Genomic DNA, 21,311 nt, shown 5'->3' on the forward strand with positions numbered 1-21,311 from the left:
CGCACGCCGGCCGCATCCTTTGGTTTTTTCGAGCCACTTTCGTCAGATCGCGTGCTCGTCATCCTCGGTCAGTTCGTTCAGCTTGCCCTCGGCTGGCTGCTTGCCAGGCTTCTGCTTGCGATGCGGCGCGAAGCTGGCGCGATCGGCATCGAAGGTCATGTCCCAAGGGATGTTATCGCCCCGGAAGATCGGCGGGGCATTGTTCGACCAGAGCAGAGAGCCGAAGCGGAAATCCCAGGCGCGCGGTACCCAGTTGTCGTCCAGATAGTCGGTATCGGCGTGATATTCCGCCTCGCCCGCATGGCCCGGCATGTCGCAGTAGTAATAGATCGCGCTGGAAATGCGGTGGCGGGAAATGCCGCCCGAACTGTTCATGCTCTCGTTCTTCCAGCCCCGCGCCTCCATGATGTTCGCGCCCAGCATCACTTCGTCGATATCGTCCATGCCGAAGGCGATGTGCATGAACTTGAAGTGGTCCGGCGCGATGGGAAGGTCGCAGTTCACCCAAAAGATCGAGTGATGCTCGAACGTCCCGCCCGCGCGCGCGAAGATGCCCACGCCCTTCGAGTGATCGATATAGCGGAAGCCGAAATGGCGTTCGTAGAATTCGAAGCTGCCGACATAGTCGGGCGAAAAGAACACCACGTGGTTGATCGTCTTGGGCACCGCCTTGCGCCGCCAGATGCGGTGCTGGTTGAAGCGGGGATAGCTGCTGGGCGTGTTGACCGGGCTCGCTTCCGAATGGAACGCCCGCTTGTTCCACACGCGCAGCGCGACCGGCTGGCCATCGGGGCAGACCGCATGAACGGTGCCATCCCCATCGCGCGTCACGGGGACTTCGCCGGCAAGGCTGGCTGCGATCTTTTCCAGATTCTCTGCGGTATCGACGCCCCAGACGGTTTCCTTCAGCCCATCACCGGGGAACGGATCGGGGCTCGGCAGGCGCGCGTCGCCATGGCGCAGCACGATCACCCGGCTGCCCGAGGCGAGGCGGAACACCGCCTCATCCTCTCCCACGCTTTCCACCGGCAGGCCGAAGTCGGTCCAGAACCGCGTATGCTCGGCCACATCGGCCACGCCGAACAGGACGCTCTCAACTCCCAGAATGCTCATGCTTGTCTCTATCCTGACTAGTCCCAGAGCTCGGTTATGACCGGTGCCCGGAGCCAGGAAAAACGCATGGAATCGGATCGCAGCTATCGAGCGCGCCGAATTGGGAGCCGATGATTACCCCGCGAAGGACGCCTCGGTATGGCGCGGCACCCACAGCAGGCCGACAAGGCTGAGCACCGCGGCGACCGAGATGTAGAGGCCGACGAACAGCACCCCGCCCTTGTCCACCAACCCCTGCGCCACTGCCGGTGCGAAACCGCCGCCAAGGATGCCGCCGACGTTGAAGGCGATCGACGATCCCGTATAGCGCACTCGCGCGTCGAACAGTTGCGGGAGCAGCGATGCGAGCGGGCCGTAGACGAAGCCCATCGTGAACAGGCCGAGCGAAAGAAACGCCGCGATGGCCGTCAGCGATCCCGCCGCGAACATCGGCCCCATCAGCAGGCCGACGATGATGGCGCCCGCGCTACCCGCGATCAGCACCCCGCGCGAGGTCCAGCGATCCGCCGCGTAGCCGGCCAGCACGATGCCCACCGCCATGAACAGGATCGCGAAAAGCTGCACGCCGAGAAAAGCCTGACGGTCGTAGCCCAGTTCCTTGGTGCCATAGCCCAGCGCGAAAGCGGTGGTCAGGTAATAGATCGCGAAGCAGGCGACGACCGCGAACGTGCCCGCCAGGGTCTGGCGCAGATGCGTGCGGAACAGTTCGACGATCGGGATCGATTTCGGATGCTCGCCATGCATGGCCGCGAAGGACGGCGTCTCGGTCAGGCGGAAGCGGATCCACAGGCCAAGGCCAACCAGCACCGAACTCAGCAGGAACGGAATGCGCCAGCCCCAGTGCACGAAATCGCTTTCGGACAGCGTCATGCTGAGGACCAGGAACAGGCCGTTCGCCGCGATGAAGCCCACCGGGGCGCCCAATTGCGGGAACATGCCGAAGCGCGCGCGCCAGCCGGGCGGGGCGTTCTCCACCGCCAGCAGCGCCGCGCCGCCCCACTCACCGCCCAGGCCAAGGCCCTGTGCGAAGCGCATCAGGCAGAGCAGGAACGGCGCGATCCAGCCCACGCTCTCGTATGTCGGCAGCAGACCGATGGCGACCGTCGCGCCGCCCATCAGCAGCAGGGAGGCGACCAGCGTGGACTTGCGGCCGATCCGGTCCCCGAAATGGCCGAACAGTGTCGCGCCTACAGGGCGGGCAACGAAGGCCACGCCGAAACTGGCATAGGCGGCAAGCTGCTGGATCGATGCCGAGTGCGAGGGGAAGAACAGAGGCCCGAACACCAGCGCGGCGGCGGTAGCGTAGACGTAGAAGTCGTAGAATTCGACCGCGGTGCCGACGAGGCTAGCCGTCAGGATGCGCGCATTGCGACGGTATTCGTTCACCGGCCCGCGCTCCTGCCTGCGCGAGTACCCTGATCTGCCGTCACTTGCCCTGCCCTTTTCGAAAATTGCGACTCGGCGAGGACTTAAGGCAATTGATCCTTGAGTACACCCGCCGAATGCGCATTTTTCGGAGGAATGGAGCCTTATCCCGCCGCGCGCAGGCGCTTCAGCGCGGCATCGCGACCGATCAACGGCAGCAGTGCGCCCATGTCCGGCCCGTGCTCCATCGCCGTCAGTGCCAGACGCAGCGGCAGGAACAGCGCCTTGCCCTTGCGCCCGGTCGCATCCTTCAGCGCGCCGGTCAGCGTTTTCCAGACACCCGAATCCCATTCGATGCCGGCCAGCACTTCGGCCGCCTGCGCCAGATAGGCGCGGTCTTCATCGCCAAGCGCTGGCACCGCGACCGGCCCTGTGACAACGCTCCACCAATCCGCCGCCTCGTGAACATGGGCGAGATTGGGGCGTACGGCCTCCCAACCCGCTGCATCCATGCCCGCAGGCAGACGCGCGGCCACGGCATCGAACGGCAGCGCATGAACCACGGCAGCGTTGACGCGCTCCAGTTCCGCCTCGTCAAAACGGGCAGGCGCGCGGCCGAAGTGCGAAAGATCGAAGGCTTCCGCCAAGGTCGCAGCGTCCAGCGCAGGATCGACCGGATCGCTCGTCCCCAAGCGGCCGAGCAGCGCGACGACCGCCTGCGGCTCGATGCCCACCTCGCGGAAATGCGCGACACCCAGCGAGCCGAGACGCTTGGACAGTTTGCCCTCGGTGCCCACCAGCAACGCCTCATGCGCGAAAGCCGGCACCGGAGCGCCCAGGGCGGTGAACATCTGGACTTGTGCGGCGGTATTGGAAACATGGTCTTCGCCGCGCAGGATCTGGGTGACACCCATGTCCACATCGTCGATGGCCGAGGGCAGCATATAGAGCCACGAACCGTCGGCCCGGCGGATCACCGGATCGCTGATCTGCGCCGGATCAAACTTCTGCGGCCCGCGAATGCCGTCTTCCCACATGATCGGCTCGTCATGGTCGAGCAGGAAGCGCCAGTGCGGCAGTTCGCCAGCGGCGATCTTCGCGGCCTTCTCTTCGTCGGTCAGCTTCAACGCACCGCGATCGTAGATCGGCGGCAGCCCGCGCCCCAGCAGCACCTTGCGCTTCAGTTCCAGTTCCTGCGGCGTCTCCCAGCAGGGATAGACGCGCCCGGCCGCCTTCAGCCGTTCGAACTCACGCTCATAAAGCGCAAAGCGGGCCGACTGGCGCTCCTCGCCCGCCCACTCGATGCCGAGCCAGGACAGATCGGCGCGGATACCATCGACATATTCCTCTTTCGAGCGTGCGGCGTCGGTATCGTCGATCCGCAGCAGGAACTTGCCGCCCGCCTGCTTGGCCAGCAGCCAGTTGTGCAGCGCCGTGCGGATATTGCCGACGTGAAGGTGCCCGGTGGGCGAAGGAGCGAAGCGCGTGACGGTCATGCCCGCGCGATTACGGCGCGCGTGGCGAGAGGTCAATTTCCAGGCAACGAGCGACGAAAATCGCTGTCAGAAATGTATAACATATCCCCTTGCCCGACAGCCCTGATGCATTACCAATGCGCCCCGGTTCGCACTCACTGAAAACAAAGGAATGTCCATGCGGCTCCCCGCAAAGCTGGCTTTCGCCTCCCTCCTCTCACTGGCGCTTTCACAGCCCGTGATCGCTGCCGAGAAGACCGATGAGCCCAGCGCCGAAAAGCAGCACGCCGCGAAGGCTGCCGAAGCCGTCGCCAACGGCTGGGCCAGCGCCCCGGTCGAGGAAGCGGCCAAGACCTCCAGCGGTTCGGTCACGGTCGATGGCAAGTCGATTTCCTACACCGCCACTGCCGGCACGCTGACCATCCGCGATGCGCAGGGCAAGCCGACCGCCAGCCTGTTCTACACGGCCTATACCGCGCCGGGTAAGCACCGCCCGCTGACGTTCTTCTACAATGGCGGCCCGGGATCGGCGAGCCTGTGGCTGCGCATGGGCAGCTTCGGACCGGAGCGCGTACGCACCACCGATCCCACAGCCGTTGCCCCCGCGCCATACGATGTCGGCCCCAATCCGGACAGCCTGATCGGCAGCACCGACATGGTGTTTATCGATGCCGTCGGCGCCGGTTACTCGCGGCCGCTGGGCGATGCCAAGCCGGCCGATTTCTACGGCGTCGATCAGGACGTCGATGCCTTTGCCAAGGCGATCTTCCGCTACGTTTCGAAGAACGGCCGCTGGGGCGATCCCAAGTACATCTTCGGCGAAAGCTATGGCACCACCCGCTCCGGCGCGTTGGCCTATCAGCTGGAAGATCGCGGCATGGCGCTGAACGGCGTGGTCCTGCTGTCCTCGATCATGAACTACGGCGTGCGTCAGTCGGGCTTCGACAATGTCTATGTCGGCTACTTGCCGACTTATGCCGCCGTCGCCTGGTATCACAACCGCGTCGCCGACCGCCCCGCCACGGTGGAGGAATTCGTCGCACAGGCCCGCCAGTTCGCCAACGGCGCCTATGCCAGCGCGCTGGCCAAGGGGCAGGACATTCCGCCCGCCGAGCTTGATGCGGTGGCTCAGCAGCTCAGCCGCTTCACCGGCATCTCGGTGGATTACATCAAGCAGGCCAACCTGCGGATCGACCTCAATCGCTTCCGCAAGGAACTGCTGCGCGGTGAACGGGAGACGGTGGGCCGCTTCGACGGCCGCTACCTCGGCGTCGATGCCGATTCGGCAGGCGAAGGGCCGGAGTTCGATGCATCCGACACGGCGATCAGCGGCCTCTACATCGGCAGCTTCCTCGACATGCTGGGCAACAAGCTGGGCTACAAGACCGACCTCGACTATCGCCTGAGCGCCAGCGAGGGCGGCACGTTCAAGTGGGACTGGTCGCACGAAAGCCCCGCTTCGGGCTATGGCCGCCACCAGAACGTCGCCGACGTGACGGTGGACCTGTCGAGCGCGATGCGCACCAATCCGCATCTGCGCGTGCTGTCGCTCAACGGCTACTACGACATGGCGACGCCGTTCTTCTCCACCGAGCGGGACCTGAAGCACATGATGCTGCCGGCATCGCTGCAGCAGAACCTGCAGTTCCATTACTATCCGGCCGGCCACATGGTCTATCTGAACCCCGAGGCGCTCCACCAGATGCGGCTCGACATGCAGCGCTTCTACGCGGACGGCGCGCGCTGAAAACGAAGGGGCGGCGTAGCGAATGCGCCGCCCCATTCGTTATCCGCTACGGAACGCGTGCGAGATCGGATAACGGCGATCGCGCCCGAAGTTGCGCGCCGTCAGCTTGACCCCGGGAGACGCTTGCCGCCGCTTGTATTCGGCAAGATGCAGCAGCCGCTCCACCTGCCGGACGGTAGCGCGATCGAACCCCTCGTGGACCAACTGCGCCACGCTCTTGTCGTTCTCGACAAGCCCCAGCAGGATGGGATCCAACACATCGTAGGGCGGCAGGCTGTCCGAATCGCGTTGGTCGGCGCGCAATTCCGCGCTGGGTTCGCGTGAGAGGGTCGAATCGGGAATCACGACCCCCTCCGGCCCCAGTCCGATTCGCGGAACATGGCGATTGCGCCAGCCGGCAATCGCGAAGACGGTCGACTTGTAGGCATCTTTGAGCGGATTGTAGCCGCCCGCCATGTCGCCATAGATCGTCGCATAGCCGACGCTCATCTCGCTCTTGTTGCCGGTGGTCATCAGCATCGGCCCGAACTTGTTGGACAGCGCCATCAAGGCGGTGCCGCGAATGCGGGACTGGAGATTTTCCTCGGCAATGTCGCGGTTGGTGCCCTCGAAACTTTCGCCCAGCATCGAATCGAAGCCGGCGATCGCCTCACCGATCGGCAGGACCGAATAGCGGATGCCCAGCGCATCGGCACAGCCGGCAGCGTCGTCCAGGCTCTGCCGGCTGGTGAAGCGGGAGGGCATCATTACCCCCCAGACCCTTTTCGGCCCCAGCGCATCGACGGCGATCGCCGCGCATGTCGCCGAATCGATTCCGCCCGACAGGCCCAGCACGACGCCGGGAAAGCCGTTGCGATTCACGTAATCGCGCAGCGCCAGCACCATGGCGCAATAGATATCCTCCGGATGCGTCGCCAAGGTCTCCAGCTTGCCGCGATCGCAGCGCCAGCCCTGCGCAGTACGGGTCCAGCGCGTCTCGACGACCTGCTCCTCCCAGTCCGCAAGCTGCACCGCCAGCGCGCCATCGCCGTTCACCACGAAGCTGGCACCGTCGAACACCAGTTCGTCCTGCCCGCCCACGCGGTTGAGATAGGCCAGCGGCAATCCGGTATCGACCGCGCGGCGCTTGGCCACGCCTTCGATGCGCAGCGCGTCCTTGTTGATCTCATAGGGACTGCCGTTGATGCAGATGAACATCTCGGCGCCGAAGTCGGCCAGATGGCGGCAGACCTCGGGGCGCCAGATATCCTCGCAGATCGGCACGCCGATCAGGGTGCCGCGCAGAATCACCGGCTCTGGCAGCGGGCCGGGCTGGAACAGCCGCATCTCGTCGAATGTGCCGTAATTGGGCAATTCGTGCTTGAGCCGCACCGCCATGACTCGCCCCTGATCGAGCAGGGCCACACCGTTGTGCAGTGCACCATCGAGCACGAACGCGGAGCCGACCAGCATTGCCGGGCCGTCCGCAGCGGTGGCTTCGGCCAGCGTCTGCAGACGGGCCGCCGCGCGTTCGATCAGCGCGGGCTTGAGGATCAAATCTTCCGGTGGATAACCCACCAGATGCAGCTCGGGGAAGACCACGAGGTCCGCGTCCCGGGCTTTCGCACGGGCCGCCAGAACGCCTTCGGCGTTACCGTCGAGATCGCCGACGGACTGGTTGAGCTGCGCCAGCGTGATCTTGAGCGTATCCGGCATCAAGGGCTTGATGCGCCTGCGCCGGCGCTTCGGCAACAGGGGATGCCTGTATTGCAGGCAATAAAAAACCCTCCCATCGGGGAGGGCTTTTTCCGTCTTACAACGGACTTTCCATTTATCCTTCGGTTGCTTGCAACCTCGGGCGGAAAGCAACTGGGGGCCGGCGCCTCGCCAGAAATGGCGATTGCCGAGCCCCCGGCCGGATTACTCGGCAGCCGCGGTAGCAGCGTCGGTCGCACCGTCGGTGGTAGCGGCCATGGTTTCTTCAGGAACGGTTTCAACCGATTCCGAAGTCGCATCAGCGGCGGGCTTGGTGCCACCGCAAGCAGCGAGCGACAGAGCGGCAGCCGACGCGAACGCGGCAAAAGCAATCTTCTTCATGCGAATCCCCTTGCATTGTTTGGCGCACAGGCCAACGCTTGCAGGCAAGCCTGCGGGGCATTCTTTAGACGAGACGATTGTGCAACGCAAATAGGAAGTAAGGGGTCCAAAACCGGCGGAATTCCTCAGGCTTGCACACATATAAAGATATCTTTATATGATCCTCCATGCAAATCGACCCGCTTCTGAGGGCCCTTTCGGAGCCGACGCGCCTGCGCATGATGCGCCTGCTGGCGCATATGGAACTGGCTGTCGGTGAATTGGCGCAAGTGCTGGGGCAGAGCCAGCCGCGCGTATCCCGCCATATTCGAATCCTGTGCGAAGCGGGCCTTGCGGCGCGCCGCAAGGAAGGCAGCTGGGTATTCCTGCGCAGCGCGGTCAAGGAAAGCGGCGAACCGCCCATGGGCGCCGCCGCTGCCCGCCTGCTGGCCGTTGCCGAGCGGGACGATCCCGCCTTCGCCGCCCGCTGCGCAGAAGATCGCCGCCAGCTGGCCGCCATCCGCGACGCGCGCGAGGCGAATGCACAGGCCTACTTCGCCCGCCACGCCGAAGAGTGGGACACGCTGCGCCAGCTGATCGGCGCCGACGGCCCGGTGGAAGCCGCGCTGCAGGCCGCGCTGGGCCGCAACAAGCTGGGCGCGCTGCTGGATGTCGGTACCGGCACGGGGCGCATCGCCGAGCTGCTGGCAGGCAAATCAAGCCATGTCACCGCGCTGGACAAGAGCCCGGAAATGTTGCGGATCGCGCGTGCGCGCTTGCAATCTTTGCCACCGGAACGGCTCTCTCTGGTCCAGGGCGACTTCACCGCGCTGCCTTTCGCGGAAGGCGCGTTCGACACCGTGATGTTCCATCAGGTGCTGCACTATGCACAGGAACCCGCCACCGTGCTGGCCGAAGCCGCGCGCGTCACCCGCAAGGACGGGCGAATCGCCGTGGTCGATCTTGCCGCGCACGAGCGTGAGGACTTGCGTGAGCGCCACGCCCACGCGCGCCTCGGTTTCGCCGACGAACAGATGGCGTCACTGCTGGAAGATGCGGGCTTCGCGCCCGATGCTCCGGTCACGCTGCCGGGCGATCCGCTGACAGTTAAAATTTGGACAGCGCGCCGGATCGACGCTCATCCGCCCGCAAACGACACCGAATCCAACGACAGAAAGACCGCGACCTCATGACGTCTGCTCAACGACCGGAACAGGGCCCCGCATTCGGGTGCCTGCCGGGCGACATTTCCGTCTCCTTCGAATTCTTCCCGCCCAAGACGGAGAAGATGGAAGAACAGCTGTGGGATGCGATCACCCAGTTGGCCCCGCTGGCCCCTTCGTTCGTCTCGGTGACGTACGGTGCCGGCGGCTCCACGCGTGAGCGTACGCATTCGACTGTTGCCCGCCTCGTGCGCGAAACGAATCTCGTCCCCGCCGCGCATCTGACCTGCGTTGGCGCCAGCAAGGGTGAGATCGACGAGATCGTCGACCAGTACTGGGAAGCCGGCGTGCGCCATATCGTCGCGCTGCGCGGCGATCCGCCGCCGAGCCAGGGCGGCGTCTTCACTCCGCATCCGGAAGGCTATGCCAGCGCCGCCGAATTGGTGGCCGGCCTGAAAGCCCGGCACGATTTCGACATTTCGGTGGCCGCCTATCCCGAAGTCCATCCCGAAGCGGTCAGCGCTCAGCACGATCTGGACAACCTGAAACGCAAGATCGATGCCGGCGCCAACCGCGCGATCACGCAATTCTTCTTTTCGGCCGATGCCTATTTCCGCTTTCTCGACAAGGCGCAGGCCGCCGGCATCACCGCGCCGATCCTGCCCGGCATCATGCCGGTGACCAGCTTCGCCGCGATCCGCCGCATGTCCGGCAACACCGAGATTCCGGTCTGGCTGGAAGCCATGTTCGAAGGCCTTGACGAGCGCCCCGGTCCGCGCGCACTGGTCGCCGCGGTTGCCGCCGCCGACTTGTGCCGCAAGCTGTACGAGGGCGGCGTCCGCGATTTTCATTTCTACACTCTCAACCGCGCGGAGCAGGCCTATGCGATCTGCCAGCTCCTGGGGTTGCGGCCGAAGGAGAGCGCATGATGAGCGCGCGTGAGAAATTTCTGACAGAGGCGGCCAAGCGCATCCTCATCACCGATGGCGCCTTCGGTACCGAGATCCAGAACTGGAAGCTCTCCGAAGCCGACTATGCCGGCGATCTCGGCCTCAGCCACGATCAGAAGGGCAATAACGACATCCTCGCGCTGACCAAGCCCGAGGTGCCGGAATCGATCCACCGCGCCTATTTCGAGGCCGGCGCCGATATTGCCGAAACCAACACTTTCTCGGCCAACCGCATCAGCCAGGCCGATTACGGCGCCGAGCATCTGGTGCGCGAGATCAACGTCGAATCGGCGAAGCTCGCCCGCCGTCTGGCCGACGAGTTCGTAGCCAAGGACGGGCGCCCGCGCTTCGTCGCCGGCGCCATCGGGCCGACCAACAAGACGCTTTCGCTCAGCCCCGACGTCAACGATCCCGGCTACCGCGAGATCGACTGGGACACGCTGGTCGATGTCTACAAGGAACAGGCCGCTGCCCTCGTCGAAGGCGGCGCGGACTTCATCCTGATCGAGACGGTGTTCGACACGCTGAACGCCAAGGCCGGGATCATGGCCGTGCGCCAGCTTGAGGCGGACCTCGGCCGAGAAGTGCCGATCATGCTGTCGATGACGCTGACCGACCTTTCGGGCCGCAACCTCTCGGGCCACACGGTCGAGGCGTTCTGGTATGCGGTACGCCATGCCAAGCCGGTGACGATCGGGCTCAACTGCTCGTTCGGCGCCACCCAACTGCGCCCGCATGTGAAGACGCTGTCGGAAATCGCCGACACCCTGATCATGATCTACCCCAACGCCGGCCTGCCCAACGAACTGGGCGCCTATGACGAGATGCCCGAGACGACTGCGGGCTTCGTCGGCGAATGGGCCGTGGCGGGTCAGGTCAATGTGCTGGGCGGCTGCTGCGGCTCCACCCCCGCGCATATCGGCGCCATCGCACAGAAGGTTGCCGGCATGGCCCCGCGTCACGTTCCGGACCTGAAGCCCGAGACCAAGCTTGCCGGTCTGGAACCCTTCGCGGTTCCGGCGGACTGACCCGGATCATGAACGACATTCCCCTCTGGCGCATCCGCCAAGCCGGCCCCGACGATGCCGAGGCGCTGGCGCTGATCGGCGCGGCAACCTTCCTCGAAGCCTTTGCCGGTTCGGTCGACGGCGGCGGCATTATCGAGCATTGCCGCACCGCCCATTCGGCCGAGACCTACCGCGCCTATTTCGCCAAAGGCGCGAAGGCGTGGCTGGCCGAAGTGAAGCCGGGCGATGCGCCGGTGGGCTATGCGATGATCTGTGCGCCCGAACTCGAACAGGCCGAAGATGGCGATATTGAGTTGAAGCGCATCTATATCCTCTCGCGCTTTCAGGGCTCGCTGATGGCGGGCACCATGATGCGCACCGTGGTGGAAGCTGCGGAAGGGCAGTCGCGCATGCTGCTGGGCGTCAAGGACGACAATCTGCGCGCCCTTGCCTTCTACGCCAAGCATGGCTTCGAACAGATCGGCACCCGCCAGTTCGACGTCGGCGGCAAGACTTATGACGACCTCGTGCTGGCGCGCTCGCTCGTGCCTGCTGCCCAGTAAATCTGGCCCCATAATCAGAGAACCAGACCCATGACCTCGACTGCTTCCGGCGCCCGTTTCGTCAATATCGGTGAGCGCACCAACGTTACCGGCTCGGCCAAGTTCAAGAAGCTGATCATGGCCGGCGACTATCCCGCCGCCATCGAAGTGGCCCGCCAGCAGGTGGAAAACGGCGCGCAAGTGATCGACGTCAACATGGACGAAGGCCTGCTGGACGCGGTCGAGGCCATGACCACCTACCTCAACCTGATCGCGGCCGAGCCCGACATCGCCCGCGTGCCGGTGATGGTCGACAGCTCCAAGTGGGACGTGATCGAGGCCGGCCTCAAGTGCGTGTCGGGCAAGCCGATCGTCAATTCGATCTCGATGAAGGAAGGCGTGGAGCCGTTCCTGGAGCAGGCGCGCAAGTGCATGAACTACGGCGCCGCCGTGGTTGTCATGGCTTTCGACGAAACCGGCCAGGCGGACACCAAGGAGCGCAAGGTCGAGATCTGCAAGCGCGCCTATGACCTGCTGACCGGCATCGGCTTCCCGCCCGAGGATATCATCTTCGACGCGAACGTCTTCGCCGTCGCCACCGGCATCGAGGAACATGACCGCTACGGCCTGGACTTCATCGAGGCGGTGGCCGAGATCAAGGCCGCCTGCCCGCACGTGCACTTCTCCGGCGGCCTCTCCAACCTCTCGTTCTCGTTCCGCGGCAACGAGACGGTGCGCCGGGCGATGCACTCGGTGTTCCTCTACCACGCAATCCCCGCCGGTCTCGACATGTCGATCGTCAACGCCGGTCAGCTCGACGTCTACGACCAGATCGACCCCGCCCTGCGCGAGGCTTGCGAAGACGTCATCATGATGCGCCGCCCCGGCGTGGGTGAGGACGGCAAGACTTCGACCGAGCGCCTGATCGACCTGGCCGAAAGCTACAAGGGCAAGGACACCGTCGCCGAAAAGGCCGCCGAGGAATGGCGCGGCTGGGACGTGGTCAAGCGTATCGAGCACGCGCTGGTGCGCGGCATCGACGCCTATGTGGTGGAAGATACCGAGGAAGCCCGCGCCGCGATCGCCGCGCGCGGCGGCCGGCCGATCGAGGTGATCGAAGGCCCGCTGATGGGCGGCATGAACGTGGTGGGCGATCTGTTCGGTTCGGGCAAGATGTTCCTGCCGCAGGTCGTGAAGTCCGCCCGCGTCATGAAGAAGGCGGTCGCCCACCTGATCCCCTTCATCGAAGCGGAGAAGGACGCCGGCACCAAGGCCAAGGGCCGCATCATCATGGCCACCGTCAAGGGGGACGTGCATGACATCGGCAAGAACATCGTCGGCGTCGTGCTGCAGTGCAACGGCTACGAAGTGATCGACCTTGGCGTCATGGTGCCGTGGAGCAAGATCCTTGAATCCGCGAACGAGAACGATGCCGACATCATCGGCCTTTCCGGCCTGATCACTCCCTCGCTGGACGAGATGGTGACCGTGGCCGAGGAAATGCAGCGTGCGGAGATGAACATCCCGCTGCTGATCGGCGGCGCCACGACCTCCAAGGTCCACACCGCGCTGCGCATCGATCCGGCTTACAAGGGCCCGGTGGTTCACGTGCTCGACGCCAGCCGCGCGGTCGGCGTCGCCTCGCAGCTGCTTTCGGACACGCAGGCGGATCCGTTCGTGGCCTCGGTCGCCGACGAGTACGAGAAGGTGCGCATTGCCCGTGAAGGCAAGGGCCAGAGCGACCTGCTGCCCATCGCCGATGCGCGCGCGAATGCCTTCAAGCCGGACTTCACGCAGAAGCCCGCCGCGCCGGTGCAGCCGGGGCTTCATGTGTTCGAGGAATGGGACCTTGCCGATCTGGCCGCGACGTTCGACTGGACGCCGTTCTTCCGCGCCTGGGAACTGGCAGGCAATTATCCCGCGATCCTGAACGACGAAGTTGTGGGCGAAAGCGCCCGCAACCTCTTCGCCGATGCGCAAGCGATGCTGGCCAAGATCATCGACGAGAAGTGGCTGACCGCCAAGGGCGTCTGCGCCTTTTGGCCCGCCCACCGCGACGGTGACGATGTGCTGCTCGATGACGGCACTCGCCTTCCGATGCTGCGCCAGCAGGTGAAGAAGTCGCGTGACCGCGCCAATTACTGCCTCGCCGACTTCATCGACACGCAGGATGACTGGTTGGGCGGCTTCGCCGTCGGCATCCACGGCATCGAGCCGCATCTGGAACGCTTCCAGGCCGGGCACGACGACTATTCGGACATTCTGCTGAAGGCGCTGGCGGACCGTTTCGCGGAAGCCTTTGCCGAACGTCTGCACCAGCACGTGCGCACCAAGCTCTGGGGCTATGCGCCCGACGAACAGTTCACCAACGAGGCGCTGATCCGCGAGGAATATCGCGGCATCCGCCCCGCCCCCGGCTACCCGGCCTGCCCCGACCATTCGCTGAAGCCGATCCTGTTCGATCTGCTCAAGGCATCGGACAATGCCGGGATCGTGCTGACCGAAAGCCAGGCCATGCTGCCGACGGCGGCGGTTTCGGGCTTCTACTTCGCCCACCCGGAATCGTCGTACTTCGGCGTCGCCCGCATCGGCCGCGATCAGCTGGAAGACTATGCCGGCCGTCGCGGCGTGGACATGCCCACCGCCGAACGCTGGCTGCGCCCCAACCTCGATTGAGAGTCCGTTTGAAAATGCCCTGAAGGGCATTTTAGCGCGGCACCGGCCCTCTCCACCACCCGACCACCCGACGATAGTACCCTATGGGTGGTCGGGTGGGGGAGAGGGCCGGTGCCGCGAAATTCGCGTTTCGCGAATTTTCAAACAAATACTCACGCCGGTCAGTGCGCCTTTTCGCGCGCTGACCGGCCACCTAGCCAATAGGCGCGGTGCCGCCGATAGGCCTCGCTCACGCCGGAGCCCTGCCCGGCCGACAGTTCGCCCAGTGCCGCTTCCAGCCCATGCCGGGCCAGCCGCTCGATCACGACGCGCTCGTCATGCCCCATCTCGCGCGCCAGCGTCTTGAGGACGCGGGCGGTATCGGCGAATTCCAATTCGCTCAGCATCGCCGCGCGGCATTCGTTGGGGCTGACGCCCAGCGTGGCTTCCAGGCTGGCAGGCGCATCGTGCAAGTAACGTCCCATATCAGGCACTCCCTTAGGTAGGGCGGAACTGAAATCGTTTGTATCCGCCGTCGCGCCTCAGATAGCCGCAGCTATGCCGTCCACCGGGCTAAGCACTTTCTGTGTAAAAGTGCGCATGGTCCAAGCACCTGGGATGAACGGAATTTCTCCGCCGCCGCGCAGTGCATTGAAAAGACTTCCACAAGTCCCGCAGCGCGCGCCCTTGGGCGCCATTGCGAAAGCATCGCCTCCACGTCATGCATTGGCCCAAAGTACAACCCAAAGTACAAGGGGGATGAGGGGCACAATGGGCCTGACTGAAATCTATCTGATCGCGCTGACCGTGATTCTCGGCGTGCCCTATCTGGTCTGGCGCCTGCTCCGCACCGAACATTGGGCGCCGCTGGTGGTCGTCCAGATCATCGGCGGCATCCTGCTGGGGCCGGGCGTGCTGGGGCACATCGCGCCGGACTTCCACACTTTCGTCTTCAACCCGCAAGTCATGACCGCGCTCAACGGCGTGGCCTGGTGGGCGGTGATGATGTTCGTCTTCGTCGCCGGCGTGGAACTGGACCTGTCGGACGCCTGGAAGCATCGCGGCGAAACCAGCCTGACCGCCGCCTGCGCGCTGCTGACGCCGCTGCTGTTCGGTGCGGTTGCCGCCGCGCTGCTGCTCAAGACGCCCGGGTGGATTGGGCCGGAAGGCAGCTATCCGCAAGCCGTGCTGGGCATAGGCATGGCCTGCGCCGTCACCGCGCTGCCGATCCTGGTGCTGCTGATGGAAAAGCTCGGCATCTTCCGCGCGCCACTAGGCCAGCGCCTGCTGCGCTATGCCAGCCTTGACGATATCGCCATCTGGGGCGTGCTGGCGCTGATCCTGGTCGACTGGGAGCGCGTGGGACGGCAGGGCCTGTTCCTCATCGGTTTCGCGGTAGCCTCGCTGATCGTCCGTGCGCTGTTCAAGCGCATCAATGAGCAGGACCGCTGGTACGCCTCGCTGATCTGGCTCGCCATGGTCGGCTTCGCTGCCGACTGGTCGGGCCTGCACTTCATGGTGGGCGCGTTCCTCGCCGGCGTCGTGCTCGATGCCCACTGGTTCACGCGCGAGAAGCTCGACGGTTTCCGCGAATTCCTGCTGCTGACGGTGATGCCGGTGTTCTTCCTCAGCACCGGCCTGCGCACCAACTGGGGGATGGGCGGCGCCATGGTCTTCGGCGCGGCGCTGCTGTTCCTCGTCGCCTCGGTCGGCGGCAAGCTGGCGGGGGTTCACCTTGCCGGAAAGCTGCTCGGCTGGAAGAAGGGCGATGCCTCGATCATCGGCTGGATGCTCCAGACCAAGGCGCTGATCATGATCATCTTCGTCAACGTACTGCTCGACAAGAAGATCATCACCGCAGAAACCTTCACCGCGCTGCTGCTGATGGCGGTGATGAGCACGATGCTCACCGTGCCCATCGTCAAGCCGCGCCTTGCACGGCTCGGCACGAACGAAAGTTGATAGAGAAAAGGCCGGGATCATCATCCCGGCCTTTTTCATTTTCAGACGCCGGATCGGCCGGCCAGCTTCTCCGCCGCCGCCCAGAACGCCTCCACGAAGGCGGCATCCTCCACCAGTGGATTCGGTTTGCGCGCGGCCCGCTCGTACCAATAGCCGCCGCTCGACCGGCCCGGTTCCTCCGCCGAAGCGAGCCAGATCACCGTATCCGCCCCTTGCTCCGGCGAGAGCTTGGGCGCATCGCCATAGGCCGCCTGCACGCTGTCCGGCGTGTGCGAGAAGAAGTTGCTGCCCACCGTGCCCGGATGGACCGAATGCGCGACGATGCCGTCGTCCTCCACGCGCGAGGCCAAGGCACGGGCATGGAGCACATTGGCCAGCTTGCCGCTGCAATAGGCCGCGCCGGGGCTCCAATTGTTCAGGTTCTGCAGATCGCCCAGATTGATGCCGGGGATCATCTCGCTGCCGTCCGAGGCGGTGTTGACGATCCGCACGCTACCTTCAGGCGCATCCGCCGCTGCCTTGCGCAACAGCGGCAAGAGCCGCGCCGTCAGCGCGAAAGGCGCCAGGAAATTGCCGACGTAATTCGCCTCGAAGCCTTCCGCCGTCATTTCCTGCTCGCGCGCCATGCCGCCGGCATTGTTCACCAGCACGTCGACCCGGTCGACCTTGCCGGCAATCTCGTCCGCCAGCCGGTCGGCCTCGGCCAGCAGCGAAAGATCGCCGCGCAGCATCTCCACACCGCTGCCCAGATCGGCCTGCGCCGCCGCGCAGCGCCCGGCATCGCGGCCCACGCCGAACACGCGGAAACCTTGCGCCGCCAGGGCCCGCGCCGTTTCCAGCCCGATGCCCGAACTCGCCCCCGTCACCACCGCTACGCGCTGCGTCATGCCCATCTCTCCACTATGTCGTTCCGGCAGTCCAACTTGCCGTTTTGTAACTCGAACTCGACTACCCCTCTGGCAAAACCGCAAGCGGAAGGGGCGGAATCGGAGGAAATCATCGGCCAAGCGGTTTTCAGCGCCCCCCTGCCTCTGCCATAAGCCCGGCCGTGCCCGATGCCGATCTTCTGCCTGATGCTCTCGAAGCGCTCCATGCGACCTTCGGGTTCTCCGCCTTTCGCGGCGTGCAGGAGGATGTCGTCACCCGCGTGCTGGAGGGGCGCTCCACCCTTGCGGTGATGCCCACCGGCGCCGGCAAGTCACTGACCTATCAGCTGCCCGCCGTCATGCTGGAGGGGACCTGCGTGGTCGTCTCCCCGCTGATCGCGCTGATGCACGACCAGTTGCGCTCGGCCACCGCCAACGGCATCCGCGCCGCCACGCTGACCAGCGCCGATGCCGATCGCGGCCAGACGATGGACCGCTTCCGCGCGGGCGAGCTGGACTTGCTCTACATCGCCCCCGAACGCGCCAGCCAGCCCTACTTCCGCGAACTGCTGGAACAGTCGCGCGTCGCCCTTTTCGCCATCGACGAGGCACACTGCGTTTCCGAATGGGGCCACGATTTCCGGCCCGATTACCGGCTGCTGAAGCCGCTGCTCGATGCCTTCCCCACCGTCCCGCGTCTCGCGCTGACGGCAACGGCAGACCATCACACCCGTTCGGACATCCTCGCCCAGCTCGGCATTCCAGACGAAGGCCTGATCGTCGCCGGGTTCGACCGGCCGAACATCCGCTATGCCATCCGCCCGCGCGAGAATGCGATGCGGCAGCTTAAAGCCGTGATGGACGAAAACCCCGGCCCCGGCATCGTCTACGCCCCCACCCGCGCCCGCGTGGAGCAACTGGCCGAAACGCTCGCCTCCGCCACCGGCCGCCGCGTGCTGCCCTATCACGCCGGGCTCGACCCCGAAGTGCGCGCGCGCAATCAGGCCGCCTTCGTCGCCTCCGAAGACATGGTGATGGTGGCCACGGTCGCCTTCGGCATGGGCATCGACAAGCCCGACGTGCGCTTCGTCGCCCATGCCGGCATCCCCAAGTCGATCGAGGCCTATTATCAGGAAACCGGCCGCGCGGGGCGCGACGGTGACCCTTCGGTGGCGGTGATGTTCTGGGGTGCGGACGACTTCGCCCGCGCCCGCCAGCGCCTTTCCGAAGTCGATCCCAGCCGCCAGCAGAGCGAACGCCAGCGCCTCGATTCGCTGGCCGCACTCGTCGAAACCGCCGAATGTCGGCGCGCCGTGCTCCTGCGCCACTTCGGCGAAACGCCCGCGCAGACTTGCGGCAATTGCGACAACTGCCTCAACCCCGCCGGCGTGGTCGATGTCACCGAACTGGCGCGCAAGCTGCTCTCGGCCGTCTACCGCACCGGGCAAAGCTACGGGCTCGGCCATCTCGAAAAGGTGCTCTGCGGGATCACCGACGACCGCGTGCTGCAACGCGGGCATGACCAGCTTTCGGTTTTCGGCATTCTGACCGAGGACGAGAAGCCGCTACTGAAATCGCTCGCCCGCGCGCTTCAGGCGCGCGGCAGCCTGTTGCCGACCGAACATGGCGGGTTGTCGCTGGGCGGCGATGCCCGCGCGATCCTCAAGGGTGAGGCCGCCGTCGCCATCGTCGTGCCGCCCAAGCGTGAGCGCAAAAGGCGCGGCGGCAGCAGCGACAGCGGCGCCAATCCGGTCGGCCATCCGCTGTTCGAAGCGCTGCGCGCGCTGCGCCGCGATCTGGCCCAGCAGGCCGGGGTGCCGCCCTACGTCATCTTCCACGATGCCACCTTGCGCGAAATGGCCAATGCCCGTCCGTCAACGCTCACCGAAATGGGCGCGATCGGCGGCATCGGTGCGCGCAAGCTGGAAGCCTATGGCGAGGAATTCCTGGCGGTGATCCGCCAGCACTGATCCTTCGCAGGGGATGGCCGATGAGCAATGAACGCGATCTTCAAGCCTATCTGCACCGCCAGATCCCCCTGTCGGCTGCGATGCAAGTGGCGGTCGTCTCCGCCGAGCCGGGCGCGGTGGTGCTCACGGCGCCGCTGGAACCCAACATCAATCACAAGCACACCGTGTTCGGCGGCAGCGCATCCGCGCTGGGCATCCTTGCCGCCTGGTCGGTGGTCCATACGCGGCTCGTGGCGGAAGGGCTGAGCGCCGAAGTCGTGATCCAGTCCAACCGGATTGACTACGATCTGCCAATCGACGGCGCTTTCGAAGCTCGGGGATTTCTGCAAGTCCCCGCCACATGGCCGGGCTTCGTGAAGACGCTGCTGCGGATGAAACGCGCCCGGATCGAGGTGCAGTCCGAATTGACCCGAGACGGCAAGACCGTCGGCCGGCTGAGTGGCCGTTTTGTGGCGTTTCTTCGCTGAACCTTCAGGAATCGCCCGCCGCGGCTTCCACGAAAACGGCGTGCTGGGCGGCAAAGGCGCGCTGGAACGCCGGCCGCGCCTCACCCCGCGCGACATAGCCCAGCACGGTTTCGTTCGCGGCCAGCACATCCGATCCACCGAGCCGGCGCAAGACCTGCACCATCATCAGATCGCCAGCGCTGAATGCTCCATCGAGCCATTCCGCCGTGCCGAGACGGGCCGACAGTTCCGCCAGCCGCGCGCCGATGCGTTCCTCTATCGATTGCAGGCGCGTTTCGTACCAGGGCCGTTCCCGCTCGAACAGCAACACTTCTGACCGCTGCATGATCACCGGCTCCACCGAACTGAGCGCGGCGAACATCCACATGACCGCCCGCGCCCGCGCATCGCCATCCAGCGGCAGCAGCCCGGCATGGGTCTGCGCGATGTGCAGCACGATGGCCCCGGATTCGAACAGCGCGAGATCGCCCTGCTCATAAGTCGGGATCTGGCCGAACGGATGACGCGAGCGATGCGCCGGCTGCTTCATCTCCTCGAACGAAACGAGGCGCACGGTGTAGGGCTGCCCCACTTCCTCCAGCGCCCAGCGGACCGCCATGTCTCGGGCAAGTCCCCGGCCGCGATCCGGCGAGCGAGCGAAAGCGGTGATCGTAGGCTGCGGCATGGCGGCTCTCCGGTTCGGCGGCATGATGCGCCGGGACCGCAAATTCGGCAACCATGTTCGCCATTTGCGTGGCATGGGCTATGACGCTGCCATGATCCGCATATTGATCGACGCCGACGCCTGCCCCGTGAAGGACGAAACTTACCGCGTTGCCGAGCGCTACAAGGTGCCGGTGGTCGTCGTCAGCAACAGCCCGATCCGGGTGCCGCAGTCGCCGCTCATCTCCCGCAAGGTGGTGAGCGATTCCTTCGACGCTGCCGACGACTGGATCGTGGAGAACACCGCGCCCGGCACTGTGGTCATCACCGCCGACATCCTGCTGGCCGACCGCTGCCTGAAACTGGGCGCGGAAGTTCTGGCGCCGAACGGCAAGCCCTTCACCATGTCCTCGATCGGCGGTGCCATCGCCACGCGCGCGATCATGGCCGACTTGCGCGCCGGTGGCGACGTGATCGGGGGACCGCCGCCGTTCAGCAAGGCAGACCGCTCGCGGTTCCTGTCGAGCCTCGACCAGATGCTGGTGAAATTGCTGCGCCGGGTCTAACCGCTCTAGCCCAGTCGATAGGGCGTGGGATCGCCCCGCTCGCGGATCAGCATCTGGCGCGCGTCCTTGCGCAGGCGCAGGCAGACGGCATCGCGCGTCTCCTCGCCCAGCATTTCGGGAAAGCCGTGTAGCGCGGCATCGAAACCATGGTCGATCAGGGCGTCCAGCACGGCCGCCTCATCGGCATCGAACGCCTGCGCCATCAGCTTGAGCGTGCGAACGGTTTCGCGAAACTCGAAATCGGTGAGGCGCCCCGATTCAAACTCTTCCTTGCGGAGCAGGGCACGCCGCAAATCCCAGACCATCGTCGTACTCCCACCGCTGGCCCACCGCTGGGTATACGACGGCTTAGCTTTCCCGCGGCTCGAAGGAAACCGGCACGGCCAGCCGGAACGGCAGATCGGGCGAGGCGATGCGCGATTCGGTGCCGTTGTCGTGGATCAGCACTGCGCGGCCGACGCCGGGGGTGGCGACCACGGCAACCACGCTATCCACCCATTCGTGCAGCAACGCCTTGGCACGGGCCAATTCAGCCTCGGCGCGGGTGGTGGTGCCAGAGGCCTCCAGTTCGGCTTCGAGTTCGACGATCCGCGCGGTCGCCTCGCCGATGCGGTCGGTGTTCTCGCTCATGATCGGGTTTCCTCGGCAAACATCGTCCGCCTAGGTGGCCACCCGCGCTGCCCGAGGCAAGGCCAGAGTCCCGCCAATCGCCCGCGCGTTGAGTCTTGGCTTGGTGCGCCATTCGCATCCGCGAATGGCTTGCGGC

Annotated in this window: 20 protein-coding genes; 10 read left to right on the plus strand and 10 right to left on the minus strand. The window is 65.3% G+C overall.

Annotated features, from left to right (window positions below):
- Positions 1-42: 42 nt before the first annotated feature.
- The 3 genes from ACZ1JC_RS10070 to gltX all read right to left on the minus strand — a co-directional run bounded on the left by ACZ1JC_RS10070 (position 43) and on the right by gltX (position 3,974).
- Positions 43-1,113: a VOC family protein gene (locus tag ACZ1JC_RS10070; protein ID WP_465136988.1), complete on the minus strand. Its 1,071-nt coding sequence runs from the start codon at positions 1,111-1,113 to the stop codon at positions 43-45.
- 114 nt (positions 1,114-1,227) lie between these two features.
- Positions 1,228-2,499, minus strand: coding sequence for an MFS transporter (locus ACZ1JC_RS10075; protein ID WP_465136987.1), 1,272 nt, complete (start codon positions 2,497-2,499; stop codon positions 1,228-1,230).
- A 143-nt stretch (positions 2,500-2,642) separates the two neighbouring features.
- Positions 2,643-3,974, minus strand: a complete 1,332-nt coding sequence (gltX, locus tag ACZ1JC_RS10080; protein WP_465138631.1) for a glutamate--tRNA ligase — start codon at positions 3,972-3,974, stop codon at positions 2,643-2,645.
- A 157-nt stretch (positions 3,975-4,131) separates the two neighbouring features.
- Here gltX and ACZ1JC_RS10085 point away from each other — a divergent pair, with 157 nt between their 5' ends.
- Positions 4,132-5,700 (plus strand): S10 family peptidase, encoded by a 1,569-nt coding sequence (locus tag ACZ1JC_RS10085; RefSeq protein WP_465136986.1) that lies wholly within the window; start codon positions 4,132-4,134, stop codon positions 5,698-5,700.
- Between the two features lie 39 nt (positions 5,701-5,739).
- Here the strand turns inward: ACZ1JC_RS10085 and ACZ1JC_RS10090 are convergent, their stop codons facing one another.
- Together ACZ1JC_RS10090 and ACZ1JC_RS10095 are read right to left on the minus strand one after the other, a co-directional pair.
- Complete coding sequence (locus ACZ1JC_RS10090) at positions 5,740-7,395, minus strand: NAD+ synthase (protein ID WP_465136985.1); 1,656 nt, start codon at positions 7,393-7,395, stop codon at positions 5,740-5,742.
- A 204-nt stretch (positions 7,396-7,599) separates the two neighbouring features.
- A complete protein-coding gene (locus ACZ1JC_RS10095; RefSeq protein WP_165912237.1) occupies positions 7,600-7,776 on the minus strand; it encodes a hypothetical protein in 177 nt (58 codons plus the stop codon).
- A 167-nt stretch (positions 7,777-7,943) separates the two neighbouring features.
- Here ACZ1JC_RS10095 and ACZ1JC_RS10100 point away from each other — a divergent pair, with 167 nt between their 5' ends.
- Genes ACZ1JC_RS10100 through metH form a run of 5 tightly spaced genes read left to right on the plus strand, consistent with a single transcriptional unit; the run spans position 7,944 to position 14,093 of the window.
- Positions 7,944-8,948, plus strand: coding sequence for an ArsR/SmtB family transcription factor (locus ACZ1JC_RS10100; protein WP_465136984.1), 1,005 nt, complete (start codon positions 7,944-7,946; stop codon positions 8,946-8,948).
- Complete coding sequence (gene metF / locus ACZ1JC_RS10105; protein WP_465136983.1) at positions 8,945-9,847, plus strand: methylenetetrahydrofolate reductase [NAD(P)H]; 903 nt, start codon at positions 8,945-8,947, stop codon at positions 9,845-9,847. The genes ACZ1JC_RS10100 and metF overlap by 4 nt, the downstream gene beginning before the upstream one ends.
- Positions 9,847-10,896, plus strand: coding sequence for a homocysteine S-methyltransferase family protein (locus ACZ1JC_RS10110; protein ID WP_465138630.1), 1,050 nt, complete (start codon positions 9,847-9,849; stop codon positions 10,894-10,896). The genes metF and ACZ1JC_RS10110 overlap by 1 nt, the downstream gene beginning before the upstream one ends.
- Positions 10,897-10,904: 8 nt before the next feature.
- Complete coding sequence (locus ACZ1JC_RS10115; protein WP_465136982.1) at positions 10,905-11,438, plus strand: N-acetyltransferase family protein; 534 nt, start codon at positions 10,905-10,907, stop codon at positions 11,436-11,438.
- A 30-nt stretch (positions 11,439-11,468) separates the two neighbouring features.
- Positions 11,469-14,093 carry a methionine synthase gene (metH, locus tag ACZ1JC_RS10120; RefSeq protein WP_465136981.1) on the plus strand — a complete coding sequence of 875 codons (2,625 nt, stop codon included), beginning with the start codon at positions 11,469-11,471 and terminating at the stop codon, positions 14,091-14,093.
- A 161-nt stretch (positions 14,094-14,254) separates the two neighbouring features.
- Here metH and ACZ1JC_RS10125 read toward each other — a convergent pair whose 3' ends face one another.
- The gene (locus ACZ1JC_RS10125) at positions 14,255-14,557 is read right to left on the minus strand and encodes a hypothetical protein (RefSeq protein ID WP_465136980.1); all 303 of its coding nucleotides are present in this window, start codon (positions 14,555-14,557) and stop codon (positions 14,255-14,257) included.
- A gap of 286 nt (positions 14,558-14,843) precedes the next feature.
- Here ACZ1JC_RS10125 and ACZ1JC_RS10130 point away from each other — a divergent pair, with 286 nt between their 5' ends.
- On the plus strand, positions 14,844-16,034 hold the full coding sequence (locus ACZ1JC_RS10130; protein WP_465136979.1) for a cation:proton antiporter: 1,191 nt from the start codon (positions 14,844-14,846) through the stop codon (positions 16,032-16,034).
- 41 nt (positions 16,035-16,075) lie between these two features.
- Here the strand turns inward: ACZ1JC_RS10130 and ACZ1JC_RS10135 are convergent, their stop codons facing one another.
- Positions 16,076-16,921, minus strand: coding sequence for an SDR family NAD(P)-dependent oxidoreductase (locus ACZ1JC_RS10135; RefSeq protein ID WP_465136978.1), 846 nt, complete (start codon positions 16,919-16,921; stop codon positions 16,076-16,078).
- 161 nt (positions 16,922-17,082) lie between these two features.
- Here ACZ1JC_RS10135 and recQ point away from each other — a divergent pair, with 161 nt between their 5' ends.
- Together recQ and ACZ1JC_RS10145 are read left to right on the plus strand one after the other, a co-directional pair.
- On the plus strand, positions 17,083-18,870 hold the full coding sequence (gene recQ, locus ACZ1JC_RS10140; protein WP_465136977.1) for a DNA helicase RecQ: 1,788 nt from the start codon (positions 17,083-17,085) through the stop codon (positions 18,868-18,870).
- A gap of 20 nt (positions 18,871-18,890) precedes the next feature.
- On the plus strand, positions 18,891-19,337 hold the full coding sequence (locus ACZ1JC_RS10145; RefSeq protein ID WP_465136976.1) for a YiiD C-terminal domain-containing protein: 447 nt from the start codon (positions 18,891-18,893) through the stop codon (positions 19,335-19,337).
- 4 nt (positions 19,338-19,341) lie between these two features.
- Here ACZ1JC_RS10145 and ACZ1JC_RS10150 read toward each other — a convergent pair whose 3' ends face one another.
- Positions 19,342-20,001, minus strand: a complete 660-nt coding sequence (locus ACZ1JC_RS10150; RefSeq protein WP_465136975.1) for a glutathione S-transferase family protein — start codon at positions 19,999-20,001, stop codon at positions 19,342-19,344.
- Between the two features lie 91 nt (positions 20,002-20,092).
- Here ACZ1JC_RS10150 and ACZ1JC_RS10155 point away from each other — a divergent pair, with 91 nt between their 5' ends.
- Complete coding sequence (locus ACZ1JC_RS10155; protein ID WP_465138629.1) at positions 20,093-20,545, plus strand: YaiI/YqxD family protein; 453 nt, start codon at positions 20,093-20,095, stop codon at positions 20,543-20,545.
- Positions 20,546-20,550: 5 nt separating this feature from the next.
- On the opposite strand, the gene ACZ1JC_RS10160 is transcribed toward ACZ1JC_RS10155, so the two are convergent.
- Together ACZ1JC_RS10160 and ACZ1JC_RS10165 are read right to left on the minus strand one after the other, a co-directional pair.
- On the minus strand, positions 20,551-20,850 hold the full coding sequence (locus ACZ1JC_RS10160) for a hypothetical protein (RefSeq protein WP_465136974.1): 300 nt from the start codon (positions 20,848-20,850) through the stop codon (positions 20,551-20,553).
- A 43-nt stretch (positions 20,851-20,893) separates the two neighbouring features.
- Complete coding sequence (locus tag ACZ1JC_RS10165) at positions 20,894-21,175, minus strand: hypothetical protein (protein ID WP_465136973.1); 282 nt, start codon at positions 21,173-21,175, stop codon at positions 20,894-20,896.
- Positions 21,176-21,311: the final 136 nt, after the last annotated feature.

The sequence above is a fragment of the Sphingomonas sp. BL-S-28 genome (assembly GCF_055521515.1).